Below are 19230 nucleotides of genomic sequence, written 5' to 3'. Positions count from 1 at the left end.
CGTCGCGTAACCCTACTCTATCCTTAACTTTTCCTGTGCCAACATCGCCGGCATTCCCTTATGCTGATAACATCTGACCGGCCCTTTTACGCGTCGCGAGCACGGCGTACCCTTTTTCGTTTCAGCCCCGCAATAATAAATGCCTTCGCCGGCGGGGATTGAAGCCTCCGTCTTCGGTTCGCCGGCCGGTTCTGTCGCCCGAACCGTCATTGCAGGCGGTGCTTGCTGAGGAATAGCGGCCAATGCCCTTTCGGGCGGCGTAGGAGAAACAACAACGCGTTCAACCGCCTTCCTCGGTGTCTCCTGTTTTACAGCCGCGGTGTTCGGCGAAAACAACGCTGTCGAGCCGCCCAGAGCGATCACCGAAGCCGCTGCCAGCAACGCCTTCGGCCCGTACTCATGCACCGGATTGTCTGCGGCGCACACGTCGCAGAAGCGACGGCTCGTCCACAGATGCCATTGAGCCCTCTCGATCTTCTCACCGCAATTGGCACAAAAGTTCGGCCTATAGAGCATTTGATCACTCTTTACTTTCCCATCGCACGCGGCTTGCAACCCACACCGAAATGGGAAGATCGGTCCTCTGAACTGCGCCTTCGAGTATAAACTACTTTTTCCGCTATTGCTAAGAAAATTTCATTCTCAGCGGCGTGTACAACCGGACTTCAATATCACGCGTCTGATTGATAGTATTTTCGTATGCGGTTCCGCAACTTATTGATGTTGCTTATTCTGACGGTCACCGCCGTTGGTGCCTATGCGCAAGATGATGACCTGATCCGCGTTGACTCTTCTATCGTCCGGTTGAACGTCGGCGTCGTTGATCCGCGCGGCCGGCCGATCACAAACCTCACGCGAGATAGTTTTACTGTTTTCGAGGATGATAAGAAGCAGCAAATAATCCGATTTGAACCTTCAACTGCACCGTTCAGTGTCGTGCTGATACTCGATATGTCGGGATCAACGCTCGGATTTCGACAGGTGATCAAGATGTCGGCGGCTCGATTTATCGACGCTCTGATGCCGCAGGACCGTGTCGCAATTATCGAATTCTACGATAAGGTCAATCTTCGCAATGACTTCACGACGAATCGCCAAACGATCGCTAACTCGATAAATGTCGCGAACGGCCGAGGAAAAACACAGCTCTACAAGGCGCTCGACGTTGCCTTGAATAAACTTGCTGCAGAACGTACGAGCCGCAAGGCGATAGTCGTTTTGACAGACGGCGTCGATACCGCCGTTCGCGACCGGGATCGCGACGAGCTGGAAAAAGCTCCGGAAGATCAAGTGCTTACATTTCTGAAACCGGGATCAAGCTCCATCTTGAATGAAATGCTCAACCGGGCAGATGCGCAGGGCGTAACCATTTATCCGCTTGCTTTGCCGACCGGCGATCCGGCAAAACTTGCCGACCCGACACCGCGCCAGGTAGCGATGTACAACGCCGCTCGCGAAAGGCTCCAGATCATTGCCGATCGTACCGGCGGATCACTGAATGCCATAAACCACCTCGAAGATATGGGTCGGCTTTACGGACAGGTGGCGGCCGAGATCCGGACGCTTTATACCATCGAATATGATCCGACAAACGAGCGATCTGACCGCAAATGGCACCGTATCCGCATCGAGGTGGCCGACCCAACGCTTATCGCAAGAACGCGGCAAGGTTATTTTTCCCGTTAACTTGACGAAAAAGGCTAGAATTTATTAGTCTATCTGTTCGCCTTGTGCACCCGTAGCTCAGCTGGATAGAGTACTTGACTACGAATCAAGGGGTCGCATGTTCGAATCATGCCGGGTGTACCACAGATCGAACGAGGGAGCGGCAGTGCTCCCTTTTTTGCGCCCATCCTTGGCGGCACAAGACGGGCCTGCCCCGTCTCATTCGGATAACATTTGTCCAACCCTCATCGAACGGCTATAGTCTAATCATTGCCAAAAGGAGCTTTTTGCAGGAATGAAAAGATCGAGATCGTTTTATACCGCATCGGCATTGCTCGCCGCTGCGGCAATTATTCTACTTATGAGTTTTGAACGAACGCCGTCGACACACGCGGCCGAGGCACCGCAGAATCCGCTGTTGCAGAAATGGACCGGCCCCTACGGAGGAGTGCCGCCGTTCGATAAAGTCCGCTTGGAAGACTTCAAGCCCGCACTTGAGGCTGCGATGGCCGAGAATCTCGCTGAGGTTGCCGCCATTGCAAATGATCCTGCGAAACCGACTTTCGAGAATACGATCGCGGCAATGGAAAAAACAGGCCGCACGCTTGACCGCGTTTCAACGATCTACGGTATTTGGTCAAGCAGCAAAAATAATGACGCGTTCAGTGCGATCGAGGAGGAAATGGAGCCGAAACTCGCCGCCTTTTCCTCACAGGTCTACCAGAACGCCGCTCTTTTCAAAAGGATCGAGGCAGTTTATAACGCCCAGCTCAAGAGCAAGAAAATTCCCGGCGAGCAGCGCCGCCTGACATGGGTCTATTACACGAACTTTGTACGCTCGGGTGCCAAACTTTATGAGCGGCAAAAGGCGAGGCTTTCGGAGATCAATCAACGGCTTGCGGGCCTTTTTACCAAGTTCAGTCAAAACTTGCTCGGCGATGAGTCGAACCTTTGGCTCGAGCTGAAGACCGAAGCCGATCTCGCCGGGCTTTCACCAGAGCTTCGTTCCGCATACGCGTCGGCGGCACGTTCAAAAAAGGTCAATGCTCTCGGCATTGTGCGGAACACACGCTCGGCTATCGAGCCTTTCCTGACCTATTCAGACCGCCGCGACCTGCGAGAAAAGGCCTTCCGCCTTTTTGCGAACCGCGGCGATAACGGTGATGCTCGTGATAATAACGCCGTTATCTCACAGATCCTTCAGCTTCGAGCCGAAAGGGCAAAAATGCTCGGCTATCAGACCCATGCACATTGGCGCGTCGAAAATGCAATGGCAAAGACGCCCGAGAATGCGATGAAACTGATGGAGGCGGTTTGGCCGGCCGCCGTGGCCCGCGTTCATGATGAGGTCGCGGATATGCAGAAGCTTGCGGATAAGGAAGGAGCGAACATCACGATCGAACCGTGGGACTATCGCTACTATATGGAAAAGGTTCGAAAGGATCGCTACGACCTGGATCAGGATGAGGTCAAACAGTATTTGCAGCTCGACAAGGTTCGCGACGCGATGTTCTGGGTCGCCGGTGAGGTCTTTGGCCTAAAATTCACGCCTGTCAGCAACATACCTGTTTTTGATCCCGATATGTCGGTTTACGAGGTTACGAACAAGGCGACCGGTAAACACGTCGGGCTTTGGTACTTCGATCCCTACGCCCGTGACGGCAAGCGTTCAGGAGCGTGGATGAACGCCTACCGCAATCAAGAGCGCGTCGCAGGCGAGGTTACAACGATCGTCTCGAATAACTCGAACTTCGTAAAAGGCGAGGCCGGACAGCCCGTACTTCTCTCATGGGATGATGCTTCGACGATGTTCCACGAATTCGGCCACGCACTCCACGGCCTTTCCTCAAATGTTACTTATCCGATGCTTTCCGGCACGAATGTAGCCCGCGATTATGTAGAGTTTCCTTCGCAGCTTCTCGAGCGTTGGCTCGCAACGCCGCAGGTGCTAAATAAATTCATGGTGCATTACCGCACCGGCAAGCCGATCCCGCAGTCACTCGTTGATAAGATCAAGAAAGCAGGAACGTTCAACCAGGGATTTGCCACGGTCGAGTATCTTTCCAGCGCCCTTGTGGATATGAAATTGCACCTTGCGGGCGACAGGAAGATCGACCCTGACGCGTTCGAGCGTGAGACGCTCACCGAGATCGGTATGCCGAAGGAGATAGTTATGCGCCACCGGCTGCCGCAATTCGGACATCTTTTTCAAAGCGACGGATATTCGGCAGGATATTACAGTTATCTGTGGTCTGACGTCCTTTCGGCGGATGCCTATGAGGCATTTACCGAAGCAGGCGGGCCGTATGACAAAACGGTCGGGGCAAAAATGGTGAAGTACATTTTCTCGGTCGGCAATACTATCGATCCGGCTGACGCCTATCGCAAATTCCGCGGCCGCGACCCGAAGGTCGAAGCTCTAATGCGTGCCCGAGGATTTCCTGTCGCTAAGGACTGAACGCGGCATCTTCGTCATTTGATGCCTAGATAGCGCATCCTTCGATACAAATGGCTGCGATCGACGCCCATGTCCTCCGCAGCCTTTTGCACATTACCGTTGAACTGAGCCAGCTTGTGCTGGATGAACTCGCGCTGATATGCCTCGGTCGCATCCTTGAAAGACTCAAATCTGAATGTCGCCGCCGCAGGCTCGTATTTATTCTCAAGCGTCGGCAGATCATCTTCGGTTATCGTTTCCCTGTCGGACAAAATGACGATCCGCTCAACCAGATTCTTTAATTCCCGGACGTTGCCGGGCCATGCGTACTCCTTCAGGCGCTCGACCACACCATCCGTGAATTCTTTTGCTGCTTTGCCGTAATCCGCACAGTATCGTCGGCTGAAGTGGGTCAGCAAGGCCGGAACATCTTCGCTTCGCTCACGCAGCGGCGGCACTTGGAACGGGATCACGTTCAAGCGATAAAAGAGGTCAGAACGAAAATTCCCATTCTCGATCAAGGAGTCGAGCGGCTTGTTCGTCGCTGAGATAACCCGCACATCCACAGTTACCGGAATATTGCTGCCGATAGGTTCGAAACGCTGCTCTTCGAGTACGCGAAGCATCTTTGCCTGAACCCTCGCTGACATATCTCCGATCTCGTCGAGAAAGATCGAACCGCCGTCGGCAACCTCGAATTTCCCTTTCTTTGCCTTTGTCGCACCGGAAAATGCACCTTTCGAGTAGCCGAACAATTCTGATTCGACAAGTTCCTCCGGCAATGCTGCAGAATTTATCTCAACAAATGCCGCACCGCTGCGTTTTGACCTTGCGTGGATGGCACGAGCGACGAGTTCCTTTCCAGAGCCGCTTTCGCCTGAGATAAGCACCCGGCCGTCGGTCGGCGCCACAATAGATATCTGCTTACGCAGCGCCCGCATTGCGATCGAATCGCCGACCATCTCGTACCGCTCGGCAAGCTCGCTTTGCAGCTGAGCATTGGTAAGCTCAAGGCGCCGCTGGCGAATAGCATTTTTCACCGTCAGGACAGTGCGTTCCAGGCTCAGCGGCTTTTCAATAAAGTCGAACGCTCCAAGCTTTGTTGCTCTGACCGCCGTTTCTATATTGCCGTGCCCGGATATCATAACGACCGCGGCGTCGATGCCTTCGCCTCTCATCGCGTCCAGCGTTTGAAGGCCGTCCATTCCGTCGCCGAGCCAAATATCGAGCAGGACGCACGAAAATTGACCGGTCCGAGCGGCTTCAAGGCCGGCTTCGCCCGACGCGGCGGCTTGCACCTCAAAGCCCTCGTCCGCCAGCACGCCCATTAGCGTATCGCGGATGCCTCGCTCGTCATCAACTATAAGAACTGAGTTATGCATCGAGTATTGCGGGCAATTCAATGGTAAATTTAGCCCCTTTTCCATCGTTAGCGGAAGCAAAAATGCGGCCTTTGTGTTCGGCGACGATCCGGTTCACGATCGCAAGGCCCAATCCGGTGCCTCTCCCCTTTGTAGAAAAATACGGCTGAAAGAGCCTCGGCAGATCACGCAGCTCGATCCCGCGCCCATTGTCAACCACTTCGGTAACAACCAACCCGCGCGCCTTATCATGCCGTGCGGTAACATTGATCGACCGCGCCGTTTGCTCAACTGAGAACGACTCAAGCGAATTTTCGATGATATTTGTAAACACGCGTTTTATTTGCTCACCATCAAGCATTATCTCAGGTATCTCGCCGATCTCCGAAAATGCGATCTCAACTCCCGGCGAGAGCCCCTCAAATGACGCTATCGCCCGTCGTATCACATCTGAAAGGCTGCCCTGCACGATCACCGGTTCGGGAAGGCGTGCGAATCGCGAAAATTCATCGACCATCATCTTCAGCGAAAAGACCTCGCGCAGGATCGTCTCGGTACTTTCATGAACAACGCTGTCCAATGTTCCTTTCACCGCGACGTCATTCACCTTCTCACTCGAAAACCGCTTTGCGATACGCTCGGCAGAGAGTTGTATCGGCGTAAGCGGATTCTTGATCTCATGAGCCATTCGGCGGGCGACCTCCTGCCATGCCGAAGCACGCTGTGCTGCGATAAGCTCTGAAAGATCCTCGGCTACGAGCACAGTGCCGCTGTTATCAGGCAGCGGACTCGCCGCCAGCGACACGACCATTTCGGTGCTGCCGTTGTCGTTGGATTCCTGATCGAAGACCGCTTGCTCGGATGCGAAACCCGTTCGGCGAGCCCTGGTAATAAGTCGGGTAACGATCTCATTATGCTCAGGAAACAGAATGTCAAGTGGCAGTTTGCCGGCGGCATCTTTGCCCTCGATATGAAACATCCTTGCCGCCGCCTGATTGACCGTACTCAAACGCCCGTCGCCGCCGAACGAGATGACGCCGGTCGGCAATGCCTCAAGGACAGCTTCGATATACCTGCGCCGAGCCGCTAATTCCCCCGCATTCTGCTCTAGTTTTTCGGACATCGCGTTGAATGCATCGACGAGCATTGCGAGTTCATCCTCGGCCAGAACCTCGACACGATGGCTCAGGTTCCCATGCGCTATCTCGTCGGCCCCGATCGCAAGAGCTTTTATCGGCTGCGTAACGCCCCTTGCTATGTAGAAAGCGATCCACGACGATGCGAAGATCAAAAGAAATGTCAGCACGCCAAGCGTCAAAAGGCCGACTTGCCGTATAGTGATCTGCTTTTGCTTAAGCTGCTCGAATTCGGTCAGCGAATTATCAACGATCTGACTCACGCTGGTCTCTGAATACTCATCAGGAACGACGATCAGCGAACTGCCGTTCGGAAGCCGCGCCCGTGCAAGATCGAATTCTCGGCCGTCGCTTGCCTCGGGAATATCGCTGCCGCCGACAGGACTGACCTTTGCCAAAAGCTCGTCGAGCCGTTGCGTCTGCTCGGCCGGCATCGGCCTGCGGTAATTTGCAGCGTAGTTGCCGTCCTTTTTTAGGATGCCTATGAAACTAAGATTTCCGGCGCGTGCGATCGCAAGGAATTCCTCTCCCGAGACTTTGTCCTCGCTGATGAGTGTTGCGAGCATACGCGTCGTTTCATCCAGCTTTGCAAAGCGGTCGATCACGGTCCGCGTCTGAAGGTCGCGCGTTTCGCGTATGACATTCTCGGGGATCTGCGTGAACCAACGCTCAAGTGCCCTGTTCATAAAGAGATACGAGAACGTAGCCATCGCGAAGATCGGCAGGATACTGACGAGAATGAAATATAGGAAAAGCCGAGTCTTTATCTGTGAACCAAGAACCAGAGCTTTCCGCTCCCGTATCAGCTTCACGATGCTTCGTAGCAGGATAAAGCCAAAGATCACGAGTGCGAAAAAATTCAGTGCTGACAGGCCGTAAAGCAGGACGAGGTCGCTCGATGTCTCGATCGAAAGGTTCTTCCAAAGGTTCGATGACTGAAGGAGGAATAGCAGTACGAACAGAAAGAGTACCGCAATGCCCGTTATCCATGGCACACCTCGCTTCTTCCGCGCTTTCTCCGTCATACCGTGTCAGAGTTTAGCATAAAGTCGAATTGTTCGGTTCGCGGTCTTTCGGTAAAATCGACCCGACATGAGCGATATTACAGCCGCATTTTTCAATGGATCAGGCCGTCTCCGCAGCGGCTGGCGTGCGGTTGTTTTTATTCTTTTGTTCGTATTTTCTTCCGTGTCGGTTAACGCTCTGCTCTTGGCCGCGGGCGGTACGGCACTATCCGTCTTCCCATTATCACTGATAGTGAACGCGGCCTCGTCGCTTGTCCTTGCCCTGATCTTGGGGTCTCTGTGCGGCAAATATCTCGAAGGCTTGCCGCTCGCATCCATCGGCATTCCTTTTACACGAACAGGTCTGCGAAACCTCGTTCACGGGAGCATTCTCGGCGCGGCAACTCTTTCACTAGCTGTGCTGATCGCGTTTGCCGGCCGAGGCACGGATCATTCGCTGACAACTGCTTCGACGCTCGATCTGGCCGACTCTATTTTCACTTCCTTCCTTATCTTCGGCGTGGCCGCGGCATTCGAAGAAGCACTTTTTCGCGGATATGTACTGCAAACCCTTGCGAGGAGCGGCTTTGCGTGGACGGCAATCGCATTAACGGCGATATTTTTCGGGATGATTCATATCGCCAATCCCGGTGCGACATTGCTGTCAACGACCAACACGATACTTGCGGGCGTGTGGTTCGGCCTTGCGTATCTCAGAACGCGCGACCTTTGGTTCGTTTGGGGACTGCACTTTATGTGGAACTGGATGCAGGGATCGATCTTCGGCGTTGAAGTAAGCGGGCTGACCGCATTAACGCCTTATCCGCTGCTTCACGAGATCGATAACGGACCGGAATGGTTGACCGGCGCCGCTTACGGCCTCGAAGGCGGCGTCGCATGTACGCTCGCGATCATCGTGTCTATCCTGTATATAATTTTGGTAAAGCCCCGCAAGGCGCTGACCGCTGAAGCAGATCATGCGCGAACATCAGCCGATCTGGATCTTGAATGATATATCGACAGCCCGTGCTGAATGGGTCAAGCGGCCGACAGATATAAGATCGACTCCTGCCTCCGCAAAAGAACGCACACGATCCAGATCCATACCTCCCGAGGCTTCGATCAGCACGCGGGGATCCATATTTCGTGCCATCTGAACAAGCTTTGCGGCCTCTTCCGGCGTCTGATTATCAAGCATGACGATCTCGGCCCCTGCCTCTATCGCCTCACGCAATTGCGCCCAATTGGTTATCTCGACCTCGATCTTATGCAGATGGCCGACTGCCGCCTTCGCAGCCTTGACCGCCTCTGTGATGCCGCCCGCAAGAGCGATGTGGTTATCTTTGATCAGAACACCGTCATCAAGACCCATGCGATGATTCTTTCCGCCGCCGACGGTCACTGCGTATTTCTCAAGCACACGAAGCCCCGGCGTGGTCTTTCGCGTATCAACGATCTTTGCATTCGTGCCTTCGACCGCCTTTACGTATGCACGTGTCAGCGTCGCAATACCGCTCATACGCTGTATCAGGTTGAGCGCCGTTCTCTCGCCCACAAGCAGCACGTCGGCGTAGCCCTTCAGCGTGCCGAAAACCACACCTTCCTCGATCTCATCGCCCTCGTTGTAGGTCGTCTCGATCTCGCTGCTGTCCGGATCGAGCTGAAAGAACACCGCCTCGGCAACATCCAGCCCGCAAAGCACCAGATACTCTTTCGCAAGGAATTTGCCGAAGCCGCGCGTGTCGGACGGCACGGTAGAAGATGTTGTAATGTCGCCGCGACCGATGTCCTCGGCCAAAAACTGTCCTATTGCGGAGAGAACTTCTCCGTTCTCGAGCCAATTCATAAATAAACTATACCGCAGGCCGTTTCACAGGCCATTTGTTCTCGATCAAGTAAAGTATTTTCGGGTATGAGAGCGCCCAAACCGGCTAGCACCGCCCCGAAATATTTCACCTGTTAACCCAACGCCTCCAGATTCTTCCTTAGAGTATCGACCTGCGATGATATCTCTGAACCGCGCGTGCGTAAAGCCTCGACCTTGTCTGCGGGAGCACGCGCAACAAAATTCTCGTTCGATAGCTGTGCGTCTAGGCGAGCCTTTTCGTCACCAAGTTTCGCGATCTGCCCATTGAGCCGTTCCCGCTCCTTGTCGAAGTCTATAAGCCCCTCAAGCGGTACGGCAAGGGCTGCGTCGCCAGTCAGAACAGCGTTTGCCGACGCTTTCGGAACATCGAGAATACCCGCCACAATGAGCTTTTCGGCACGGGCGAGCTTTAATATCTGCGGCTCATTCGCCTTGAATATCTTCTGCAATTCCTCGTCAGCCGCTATATGAACCGTAAAACGCACGGACGGCGAGATATTCATCTCACTCCGGATATTGCGAACCTTTCTTATGGCATCGATGACAGCGGACATCTCCGCCTCTGCCGCTGCGTCGATCGCCGCATCATCTCCGGAGGGAAATGATGTCAGCATCACTGTCGGGGCAGCATCTTTGTATGCAGAGGCATGCATCAAGCTCGAAACGCCGGGCAGCTTAAGCCAAAGTTCTTCAGTAAGATACGGCATGAACGGGTGAAGCATTCGCAGCGCCGCCTCGATCACGGTCAATATGCGTGTCGTTGCTGCCCTGTCGCCCGCAGTTATCTCGTCCTTTTTCAGCTCGATGTACCAATCGCAAAAATCGTCCCAAAAGAAGTGATACAACAGCGATACAGCGGTATGAAACTCGTACTTCTCAAGCGCGGCGTTCACATCTTTTGCCGTCCGATTCAGCTTTGACACTATCCATCGGTCTGCAAGGTCATCGGCATCAGAAAGGCTTTGGGCATCGACCGCAGCTCCTTCGCTGTTAAGCAGGCAGAACCGTGTTGCATTCCAGATCTTATTGGCGAAATTCCGATAGGTTTCTATCAACAGATCGTTCCACTTGATATCGGCTCCAGTAGCTATCGACGCGAGGTAAATACGTGTCGCATCGACACCGAACTTGTCGAACATCTCGATCGGATCGACGCCGTTATTACGCGATTTCGACATCGGCTTTCCGTCTTTGCCGAGAACAGTTCCCGTAACTACGACATCATTGAACGGCTTCTTTCCGGTGAACTTCTTTGTAAGCATCACCATTCGCGAAACCCACAAAAAGATGATGTCGCGGCCCGTTACGAGGACGTCGGTCGGCAGGAACGCATCTAGATCCGCCGTGTCGGTGATCTCGCCCGTCCAGCCAAATGTCGAGAACGCCCACAGCCCGCTTGAGAACCATGTATCAAGCACATCCTGATCCCGCACGAGATCCTTGCCGCCCGCCTTTTCGCGTGCTTCCTGCTCACTGCGAGCAACATAAACATTGCCTTCGCCGTCGTACCACGCAGGTATCTGATGCCCCCACCAAAGCTGACGCGAAATGGTCCAATCCTTCAAATTTTCGAGCCAAGCGGTGTAAACCTTCTCGTGCGGTACACGGGGAAAGAAATGCGGAACGCCTTCTGCCGCCATCATTTCCAGTGCGATATCACGCATACCATCCATTTTGACGAACCATTGTTCGCTCAAGATCGGCTCGACAATGGTCTTGCAGCGTTCGCAAACAGGCAAAGAGATCTCGTGATCCTCGACCTTTTCGAGAAGCCCAAGTTCGCTGAAGCGCGAAATGACCTTTTCGCGTGCCTCAAAACGATCAAGCCCGCTGAAATCCGACCCGGCAGCATCGTTCATTCGTCCCGCTTCATCCATCACAAGGATCTGAGCAAGGCCGTGACGCTCACCGACCGCGTGATCGTTCGGGTCGTGTGCGGGAGTTATCTTTACAGCACCGGTGCCGAATTCGGTATCGACATATTCGTCAGCAATTATGGGTATCTCACGGCCGGTGAGGGGCAGTTCGATCACCTTTCCGATCAAGCCCGCGTAGCGTTCATCGTTCGGATTAACTGCGACGGCCGTATCACCGAGCATTGTTTCGGGCCGTGTCGTCGCAACGACGATGAACGTGCCTTGTTCCCTGTCATTGCCGTTCCGTACAGGATATCTAAGGTGATATAACTTTCCGTCTTTTTTCGCCTCTTCCTTTACTTCAAGGTCTGAGAGCACCGTTCTATCCTTCGGGCACCAGTTGACGATGCGAAGGCCGCGGTAGATACTGCCTTCTTCGTACAGCGAAACGAAGACGCTGCGAACCGCACTCGACAGGTCATCATCCATTGTGAACCGCTCACGTGACCAATCGACCGACGCTCCTTCGCGACGCATCTGCTCCGTGATCGTGTTGCCGTATTCTGCCTTCCATCGCCACGCGCGTCGTATGAATTCGTCGCGGCCGATATCTATCGGCGACAGCCCTTCGTCCTTGCGAAGCTGCTCGACAACCTTTCGCTGAACAGAAATGCCCGCATGATCGGTTCCCGGAAGCCAGAGGGTACGAAAGCCCTGCATACGCTTTCGCCGCGTAAGCACATCCATAATGGTGTGCTGCAGCGCGTGCCCCATGTGAAGGCTGCCCGTAACATTGGGTGGCGGAATGACGATCGAGTAAGTTTCGGCGTTCGGGTCGCCGTTGATCTCCGGTTTGAAAAAACCGTTCTCTTCCCAACGCTTGTAGTGATGCGTTTCGGCCGTTTTCGGGTCGTAGGCCTTGGCAAGTTCCATAAACTAAGATTCTATTGTAAAACAAAACCGGCCGAACTTACGTGCACAGCGGCCGGCATAAATCCTTGCGCGATCCACGCCTGTCTATTCAGAGGTATTCGCGGGATCAAGTGCCTCTCGGATCAGGTTCTCAGTGATCCGCGGCACTGCTTCCTTAGCAACTTCGCGAACCACCTTATCCGAAAGTTTCTCGATAACGCGGGCGGCGATCGCCTCGATCATCTCCGGCGTTATCGACGCAGGCTCTTGCGAAGGACCGGCATCGGCTTCATCTGCCGCCGAGGCCGCACTCACTTCTAATATTTCCGAGTTTGACGGCGCGGTCTCCTGTGCAGCAACAATGAAGGGTTCCCCCGCAATACTTGCGAAAGGATCGATCGACGCCTCCGGGGCCTCATCATCCGTGATCCTCACAAGCTCGAATGGCGGCTCAGCGGCTTGCAGTTCCGAAAAGTGATAATCCGCCGCCGTATCCCGTTTCTTTTCAACGGTTTCGCTGTCTTCACCGACCACTGCTAACCCGCCAACCGTCTCAGACACTTTGTACTCCGGCGGCTCCTGCTTTGCGTGCGGGTGCGACGTTTCGATCAGCTCATCGTCCAGTGCGGGATCGTCAAATGCTTCTTCAACATCCTCATTCGATACGCGGATAAGCTCATTTACCTGCGCCCGCACTTGATCCACCTTCACAGGATCGATAGCCAACGAATCGGTGTCGCCTTCGACATTCTGCAGAGCCTCGTCAGACGTCTCCGCTTCTTCGGTGAAGCTCTGATCGTACAATTCGTCAATATCAGCCGTCTCGCTCGTGTGGAGCGGGTCAAAATTGCGCGTTTCAAGCAGATCGCCGATCTTTTCGACGAGGTCGCGTATCGAACGGAATGGCTTTGTAAAGTAATAGTTCGCTCCGACGCGTGATGCCTCACCCGCATCGAACGGCTCGAATGTACCGGTAAGTAATACGACCGGGATATCCGCCGTTGTCTCGTCTTGCTTGATGATCTCGCAGAGTTTATACCCGCCGACGCCCGGCATATTGACATCCGCAATTACAAGATCGGGCTGATCGCTGACGAAGGCTTTCATAGCCTCATCTCCGTCCGCGACCGAAATAACCGCAAGCCCTTCATCGGCAAGCGTCAGCTCAACGACCTTTCTGATCGTTGCCGAATCGTCAGCAAGTAATACTTTTGCCTTTTCCACAGTGAGAAGTTTAGCAGATTATTCGAGCGTTATTCGAGCGAGGTTCACTTTATGTGCGAGAGTTCTGCCGCAAGTTCTATTGCAGCGCTCATGCTGGCCGCATCGGCGATACCTTTGCCCGCAATGTCGAATGCAGTGCCGTGATCAACCGATGTGCGGATAAACGGCAATCCCAGCGTTACATTGACCGAACTGTTGAATGCAAGCGACTTAACAGGGATCGTCGCTTGATCATGATAAAGAGCGATGACCGCGTCGAATTCGCCCTTGTGGCATAGCAGAAAGATCGTGTCGGGCGAATATGGGCCGCTGACGTCGATATCGCGTTCGAGCCTGCACTGATCGATGGCAGGGATGATCTCGTTAGCCTCTTCGCTGCCGAACAGACCGTCCTCGGACGCGTGAGGGTTGAGGCCGGCGACAGCGATCCTTGCTTTTCTGCCGAGCAATTTGCCAAGCTGGCGATCGGAAAAGGCTATAAGATCGACAAGTTCGCGGTACCGCACACGTTCGATGGCTTCGCGAAGCGGCAAATGAGTTGAAAGCAGAACGACACGCAATCCTTCACCAAAGAAAGCCATTGCAAATTCATCGGTCTCGGTGAGGGCGGCAAGGAACTCTGTGTGTCCCTGGAAATCGTATCCCGCAAAACTCAGGGCCCTCTTACTGATCGGCGCGGTCGCGACGGCATTGATCCGCCCGTGCCGCCAAAGCTCTACGGACCTGATGATGTATTCTGCCGCCGCCTTGCCGTTCACTGCCGAATCGACACCAATCTCGACATCCGACGGAAGGTTCCCGAGATCGTCGATCTCACCGAGTGCCGCGGGGTCGATCCCAAGAGATACGGCGACCCGCTCGATATGAGCGCGATCGCCGATGATCAATGTCTTGATGTTTTCAGGAAACTTACCTTGTGCAACCGCTTTAACGATTATTTCAGGGCCGATCCCTCCCGGATCACCCATCGTAATGCCGATAGTTGAGACTCCTTCGCGGCCCTCAGACATAACGCTTGATCAATCAACCTGCCTTCTGCGGAATGCCGGTTCATCAGGTATCTCGCCTGCAAGGTCATCAACAGGCGGCAGTTTCGTATATGTCTTCGGTGCGGCCGCAGCAGCAGGGCGTTCATCGAACTGCTCCGGCGATGGCTTCACGGCCCCGATGGCAGAATCAAATCCGGTAGCAATGACCGTTATCTTGACCTGATCGTCCATATCTTCTTTGATAACGGTTCCCCAAATGATCTCGGCGTCGTCGTCAGCTTCCGCTTCAATGATACCGAGGGCATCCTCGATCTCGCTGAGGATCATATTCGGCCCGCCGGTAACATTTATCAGCGCGGCCTTCGCTCCCTTTATCGATTTCTCCTCAAGCAGCCTGTAATCCAAAGCAGCACGCATCGCTGTCGATGCAGCGGCCTCGCCCTCACCGGCGCCGACCCCCATCAATGCAACGCCTTTGCTCCGCATCACGGTTGTAACATCTGCGAAATCAAGGTTTATAAGGCCTGGCTCCATAATGAGGTCGGTAATACCGCGAACGGCCTGCAGCAACACATCATCAACACGTGCGAACGCATCGTTGAGAGTGATCCTTTCTTCGACCTCACGGAGTTTTGAATTCGGTATGGTAATAAGCGTATCGACACAACCGCGAAGTTCGGCCAAGCCCCTCTCAGCCTGCTCCATTCGCCGTTTTCCCTCCACCCTGAACGGCTTTGTAACGACCGCTACGGTCAATGCCCCAAGTTCGATCGCGAGCGACGCCACGACCGGTGCCGCACCCGTGCCCGTGCCGCCGCCGAGGCCGGCGGTTACAAAGACCATATCTGAGCCTTCGAGCACGTCGAGAAGCTTCTTATGATCCTCGAGAGCAGCATTGCGGCCAACTTCGGGATTCGACCCCGCACCCAAGCCGCGTGTTGATTTGCTGCCAAGCTGTATCTTCATCGGCGCGGTTGACTGCTCGAGCGCTTGGCTGTCGGTATTGACAACGACGAACTCGACGCCTTGAATGCCCGCGGCTATCATTCGATTGACCGCATTACCTCCTCCGCCGCCGATGCCGACAACCTTGATCCGCGCACCGGTGATCGGCGGATCATCCATGAAGATCTTGAGCGGTGATGAACCAGTTCCTTCCATTTCTTTAACTTCCATGTGGGCCGCGTAGTGCGGCTCTTGAATCGTCTGACTTAGGCTTGGACAACTCGCAACAACTAGATATTGTGCCGTTGCCAAGTGAGAATACAACTGTTTGGGCAAAAAATCCAGCGAACGCGTCACTCTCAACGAAATTTATCGCGTATTGCATCGATCCATTGCGCGACTTTCTGTCCGGCCGAGCGGCTGCCGAGTCGCCGCCCGTGTATCTGCGAGCGCATCGAATAGAGTGCAAGTCCGCCCGCGGTCGCCCATTCGGGCGTCTCGACCTCTTTTATAAGGCCGCCGAAATACTCGCCTTCCAGAAATCCGTGCCGCGTCGGAGCGTCGAATATCTGCTCTGCCATCTCGCAAATGCCACGCACAAGCGCACCTCCGCCGGTCAGCACAACGCCGCCGGATATCTGCAGATCTGACGCCCTGACCTCTTTTGCGACGTATTGGAGCAGCTCTATCGCCCGCGGCTGCATAATGTCGCACAGCAGTTCTTTGGAGAGGCCTCGCTTCTCATTCCTGCCGACGGGCATTATCTCTATCGTTTCGAGCCGCTCATCATCTGTGAGAAGGAATGACGCTACACAACCGTAGTCGTGCTTGATCTTATTTGCCTGAGGGATCGAGACGCGCAAGCCTACGGCAAGATCTTTTGTGATATGAGTGCTGCCGAACGGGAAAACGGCCATATGCTGAACCGCTCCTCGACTGAAGATCGTCAAACCGGTGATCTCAGAGCCGATGTTCACCACCGCACAACCATATTCGCGATCATCGTCGGTCAGAGTGCTTTCGGCGGCAGCGAGCGGTTCGAGTATCGTCTGCTCGACATCAAGGCCCGCACGCGCGATGGCCTTGACGAGGTTCTGACGCCCCGCGCTCGGGCTGATAACAACATGGACCTTTGCCTCTAGACGCGATCCGCACATACCGATCGGCTCGATGATGCCGTCCTGTCCGTCAATGATGAATTCCTGCGGCAGCCGATCGACTATCTCCCAGCCCGGCTGCAGCGGCATTGCACTCGCTGAATCGACCGCACGCTCTATGTCATCCTCGGTAATTTCCTTATCGACGCCCGCAACGGCGACCACGCCGCTCTTATTCTCGCCCCTGAAATGTTCGCCTGAAAGATTAACGGTCGCCGTTTCAACTTCCGTACCGCTGACGCGCTCAGCATCAGCAACTGCCTTTTTTATCGAGTCGGCAACGGACTCAGCCGAGGTAACGACACCACGCCTCAGCCCCTTTGAATCAGCCTCACCGGCACCGATGATGTTCATCCTGCCGTCGGGCGAGGCCTCGCCGATGATGCACCGGATCTTACTCGTACCAATGTCTAGGCCGACCGCCTGAATATCATTGCTCATTTCTCATCCTGCAAATTCAAGTACTCCAATACGGCGCTGACACCTCGGGCGTTGACGGAGCGGAGTTTTCCCTGCCGCTCGGTGATCGCCTCGATCGCCGTGCTGAGGCTTCTGCCCGGGTCATCCTTTGCCAGCATCACGGGAACTCGGCGGCCGGAGTCCTCAACGATCGCGGTCAACTGTTTCAGATCGGTGAGATCGACCTCCTTTACTCGCCCGGCAATGCCCATGTCGCTCCACTGATCCCTCAGCTTGTCATATGCCTTCAAACGGGCGAGGTTATCCTTGAGAGCATCCTGCGTCTTGGCCTCATCCCATCCGATCATCACGAAAAGAGAATCCGTGTCCTTCTTGCCCGGCGGCGCAATGGTGTTGCCTTCGGTATCCACAAGCATTTCGCCGCCTCGCAAGCGAACGACAGCAACAGGAACCCGCTCGACCAGATTCACCCTGATAGCGGACGGCAGCACCATGGAAACAGATGCCGTCTTAACAAAAGGAAGCTTTTCGACACGTGCGCGAATATCGCTCAGGTCGGCCTGCCAAACGCCGGTCTTCTCGGTGTTTGCGAGGACGATCCGCTCAACCTCTTCGGGAAGAGTGCGGTCCGTTCCGCGAACCTCAACGCTCTTTACGCTGAAAAATGTCGATGCGATCGCTGCCCGATAACCCATAAGGCCCAAGAACGCAATGGCGACGAGCAGGACCATCGAGATGAACATCGGAAGTACAAAACGGCCGTATTCAGGTGTGCGGGCCCGTCGCTTCGAATTGGAGTTCTTTCGCGTTGCCTTTCTTTTAGTAACTGTACTTTTCCGAACCTTTGCCATGTCCTCTTAACGATAGTTTCAGTTTCGCTGCAGCCGCTCGATCAACTCGTCCGACAGCCGTGTGACGGTGCCGGCACCGAGCGTAATGACCAGATCGCCGCTTTGCAGCAGCGGCATCACGACATCTAAGGCCTTGTCGATGTCGCCAACGTACGTTACATCCTTGTGCCCATACTTCTTGATATTCTCGGTCAGCACCTCGGCCGTTATGCCCTCGATCGGCCGTTCACTTGCAGCATAAATGTCGAGTACGAACAGCACATCCGCGTTATTGAATGCGAGGGCGAACTCGTCCATCAACTCTTGCGTTCGCGAGTATCGGTGGGGCTGAAATATCACGACCGTCCGCCGCGATCCGCCGCCTGTTTTTGCAGCCGAAAGGGTTGCGAGGATCTCTGTCGGGTGATGGCCGTAGTCATCAACGACAGTAATGCCGCGGGCCTCGCCTTTGAACTGAAAGCGGCGGTTCGCATTTTTGAACCTAGTAAAGGCACCGGCGATCTTCTCGAAAGGAACCTCCATCTCGAGCGCGACCGCTGTTGCTGCTAATGCATTGTAAACATTATGTTTGCCGGGAACAGGCAAGTGAATGCGGCCAAGCACTTCGGTTCCTTTCCAAACCGTAAAATCAGATCCGAAAGCTCCGTCATATACAATGTCGTGCGCCGACACATCAGCTTGCGCGGTCATCCCGTACGTTACACGGCGACGCTTTATATGCGGAATTATCAACTGGACATTCGGGTCATCAAGACAGATGACCGCCGCGCCGAAGAACGGCACTTTATTTACGAAATCCGTAAAGCACTGAACAACGTCATCCATCCCTTTGTACGATTCCATGTGCTCCTTATCGATATTGGTCACAACCGCTATCGTCGGATAAAGCATCAGGAACGAACGGTCGCTTTCATCAGCTTCGGTTACGAACCAATCGCTCTTGCCCAGACGAGCGTTAGACCCGAGCGTATCGACAACGCCGCCGACAACCGTCGTCGGGTCGATGCCTGCCTCGCCGAGGACCGTGGCGACCATTGACGTCGTCGAGGTCTTGCCGTGCGTTCCCGAAACAGCGACCGAATACGGCTTTAGAACCATGAGTTCGGCAAGCATTTCTGCCCGCGGGATCACGGGAATGCCCAGACGCTTTGCCTCCACGACCTCGGGATTATCAGGCCCGACCGCTGAGGAATACACGACGACCTGTGCAGCTCCTACATTCTCTGCGCGATGGCCTTCGGATATTCCGACACTGAACAGCGTCTCAAGGCGCTCGGTATTTTTTGACCTCTTGATATCCGAACCGGTAACGACGAAGCCCAAATTGCACAGAACCTCCGCAATGCCGCTCATACCGATACCGCCGATACCAATAAAATGAATATTTTTTACGTGTCTGAACATAA

The 19230-nt window shown here is 54.5% G+C and carries 14 protein-coding genes and 1 tRNA gene; 4 read left to right on the top strand and 11 right to left on the bottom strand.

Annotated features, from left to right (window positions below):
• Nucleotides 1-12: 12 nt before the first annotated feature.
• Nucleotides 13-516 carry a hypothetical protein gene (locus HS105_06560; GenBank protein ID MBE7516252.1) on the bottom strand — a complete coding sequence of 168 codons (504 nt, stop codon included), beginning with the start codon at nt 514-516 and terminating at the stop codon, nt 13-15.
• A 183-nt stretch (nt 517-699) separates the two neighbouring features.
• Here HS105_06560 and HS105_06555 point away from each other — a divergent pair, with 183 nt between their 5' ends.
• The 3 genes from HS105_06555 to HS105_06545 all read left to right on the top strand — a co-directional run bounded on the left by HS105_06555 (nt 700) and on the right by HS105_06545 (nt 4123).
• A complete protein-coding gene (locus HS105_06555) occupies nt 700-1686 on the top strand; it encodes a VWA domain-containing protein (GenBank protein ID MBE7516251.1) in 987 nt (328 codons plus the stop codon).
• Nucleotides 1687-1732: 46 nt separating this feature from the next.
• A tRNA-Arg gene (locus HS105_06550) sits at nt 1733-1809 on the top strand.
• A 151-nt stretch (nt 1810-1960) separates the two neighbouring features.
• On the top strand, nt 1961-4123 hold the full coding sequence (locus tag HS105_06545) for a M3 family metallopeptidase (GenBank protein ID MBE7516250.1): 2163 nt from the start codon (nt 1961-1963) through the stop codon (nt 4121-4123).
• Nucleotides 4124-4137: 14 nt separating this feature from the next.
• On the opposite strand, the gene HS105_06540 is transcribed toward HS105_06545, so the two are convergent.
• Both HS105_06540 and HS105_06535 read right to left on the bottom strand, forming a co-directional pair.
• Nucleotides 4138-5484 carry a sigma-54-dependent Fis family transcriptional regulator gene (locus tag HS105_06540; protein MBE7516249.1) on the bottom strand — a complete coding sequence of 449 codons (1347 nt, stop codon included), beginning with the start codon at nt 5482-5484 and terminating at the stop codon, nt 4138-4140.
• Nucleotides 5477-7624 (bottom strand): HAMP domain-containing protein, encoded by a 2148-nt coding sequence (locus tag HS105_06535; GenBank protein MBE7516248.1) that lies wholly within the window; start codon nt 7622-7624, stop codon nt 5477-5479. The genes HS105_06540 and HS105_06535 overlap by 8 nt, the downstream gene beginning before the upstream one ends.
• A 67-nt stretch (nt 7625-7691) precedes the next feature.
• Here HS105_06535 and HS105_06530 point away from each other — a divergent pair, with 67 nt between their 5' ends.
• A complete protein-coding gene (locus tag HS105_06530) occupies nt 7692-8615 on the top strand; it encodes a CPBP family intramembrane metalloprotease (protein MBE7516247.1) in 924 nt (307 codons plus the stop codon).
• Here the strand turns inward: HS105_06530 and nadC are convergent.
• The 8 genes from nadC to HS105_06490 form a co-directional block, all read right to left on the bottom strand.
• On the bottom strand, nt 8592-9449 hold the full coding sequence (nadC, locus tag HS105_06525) for a carboxylating nicotinate-nucleotide diphosphorylase (protein ID MBE7516246.1): 858 nt from the start codon (nt 9447-9449) through the stop codon (nt 8592-8594). The two genes, HS105_06530 and nadC, sit on opposite strands and share 24 nt — an antisense overlap.
• Nucleotides 9450-9562: 113 nt before the next feature.
• Nucleotides 9563-12259: a valine--tRNA ligase gene (locus HS105_06520; GenBank protein MBE7516245.1), complete on the bottom strand. Its 2697-nt coding sequence runs from the start codon at nt 12257-12259 to the stop codon at nt 9563-9565.
• A gap of 84 nt (nt 12260-12343) precedes the next feature.
• Nucleotides 12344-13462 carry a response regulator gene (locus tag HS105_06515; protein MBE7516244.1) on the bottom strand — a complete coding sequence of 373 codons (1119 nt, stop codon included), beginning with the start codon at nt 13460-13462 and terminating at the stop codon, nt 12344-12346.
• Nucleotides 13463-13506: 44 nt separating this feature from the next.
• Entirely contained in the window at nt 13507-14472 is a 966-nt protein-coding gene (gene pdxA, locus HS105_06510) for a 4-hydroxythreonine-4-phosphate dehydrogenase PdxA (protein ID MBE7516243.1), read from the bottom strand.
• Nucleotides 14473-14481: 9 nt separating this feature from the next.
• Nucleotides 14482-15576: a cell division protein FtsZ gene (ftsZ, locus tag HS105_06505; protein MBE7516242.1), complete on the bottom strand. Its 1095-nt coding sequence runs from the start codon at nt 15574-15576 to the stop codon at nt 14482-14484.
• Between the two features lie 179 nt (nt 15577-15755).
• Entirely contained in the window at nt 15756-16994 is a 1239-nt protein-coding gene (gene ftsA, locus HS105_06500; protein ID MBE7516241.1) for a cell division protein FtsA, read from the bottom strand.
• Nucleotides 16991-17716: an FtsQ-type POTRA domain-containing protein gene (locus tag HS105_06495; protein ID MBE7516240.1), complete on the bottom strand. Its 726-nt coding sequence runs from the start codon at nt 17714-17716 to the stop codon at nt 16991-16993. Before HS105_06495 ends, ftsA begins: the two co-directional genes overlap by 4 nt.
• Before the next feature lie 126 nt (nt 17717-17842).
• Complete coding sequence (locus tag HS105_06490; protein MBE7516239.1) at nt 17843-19228, bottom strand: UDP-N-acetylmuramate--L-alanine ligase; 1386 nt, start codon at nt 19226-19228, stop codon at nt 17843-17845.
• Nucleotides 19229-19230 lie beyond the last annotated feature (2 nt).

Source organism: Chloracidobacterium sp., assembly GCA_015075585.1.
Taxonomy (GTDB): Bacteria; Acidobacteriota; Blastocatellia; order Pyrinomonadales; family Pyrinomonadaceae; genus OLB17.
Note: the sequence above shows the minus strand (reverse complement) of the source record. Positions and strands in the feature narration are given on the sequence as shown.

Excerpts from the sequence above, each read along its gene's own strand:
- HS105_06560 (MBE7516252.1), bottom strand. The coding sequence starts at position 516 with ATGCTCTATAGGCCGAACTTTTGTGCCAATTGCGGTGAGAAGATCGAG.
- HS105_06555 (MBE7516251.1), top strand. The coding sequence starts at position 700 with ATGCGGTTCCGCAACTTATTGATGTTGCTTATTCTGACGGTCACCGCC.
- HS105_06545 (MBE7516250.1), top strand. The coding sequence starts at position 1,961 with ATGAAAAGATCGAGATCGTTTTATACCGCATCGGCATTGCTCGCCGCT.
- HS105_06540 (MBE7516249.1), bottom strand. The coding sequence starts at position 5,484 with ATGCATAACTCAGTTCTTATAGTTGATGACGAGCGAGGCATCCGCGAT.
- HS105_06535 (MBE7516248.1), bottom strand. The coding sequence starts at position 7,624 with ATGACGGAGAAAGCGCGGAAGAAGCGAGGTGTGCCATGGATAACGGGC.
- HS105_06530 (MBE7516247.1), top strand. The coding sequence starts at position 7,692 with ATGAGCGATATTACAGCCGCATTTTTCAATGGATCAGGCCGTCTCCGC.
- nadC (MBE7516246.1), bottom strand. The coding sequence starts at position 9,449 with ATGAATTGGCTCGAGAACGGAGAAGTTCTCTCCGCAATAGGACAGTTT.
- HS105_06520 (MBE7516245.1), bottom strand. The coding sequence starts at position 12,259 with ATGGAACTTGCCAAGGCCTACGACCCGAAAACGGCCGAAACGCATCAC.
- pdxA (MBE7516243.1), bottom strand. The coding sequence starts at position 14,472 with ATGTCTGAGGGCCGCGAAGGAGTCTCAACTATCGGCATTACGATGGGT.
- ftsZ (MBE7516242.1), bottom strand. The coding sequence starts at position 15,576 with ATGGATGATCCGCCGATCACCGGTGCGCGGATCAAGGTTGTCGGCATC.
- ftsA (MBE7516241.1), bottom strand. The coding sequence starts at position 16,994 with ATGAGCAATGATATTCAGGCGGTCGGCCTAGACATTGGTACGAGTAAG.
- HS105_06495 (MBE7516240.1), bottom strand. The coding sequence starts at position 17,716 with ATGTTCATCTCGATGGTCCTGCTCGTCGCCATTGCGTTCTTGGGCCTT.
- HS105_06490 (MBE7516239.1), bottom strand. The coding sequence starts at position 19,228 with ATGTTCAGACACGTAAAAAATATTCATTTTATTGGTATCGGCGGTATC.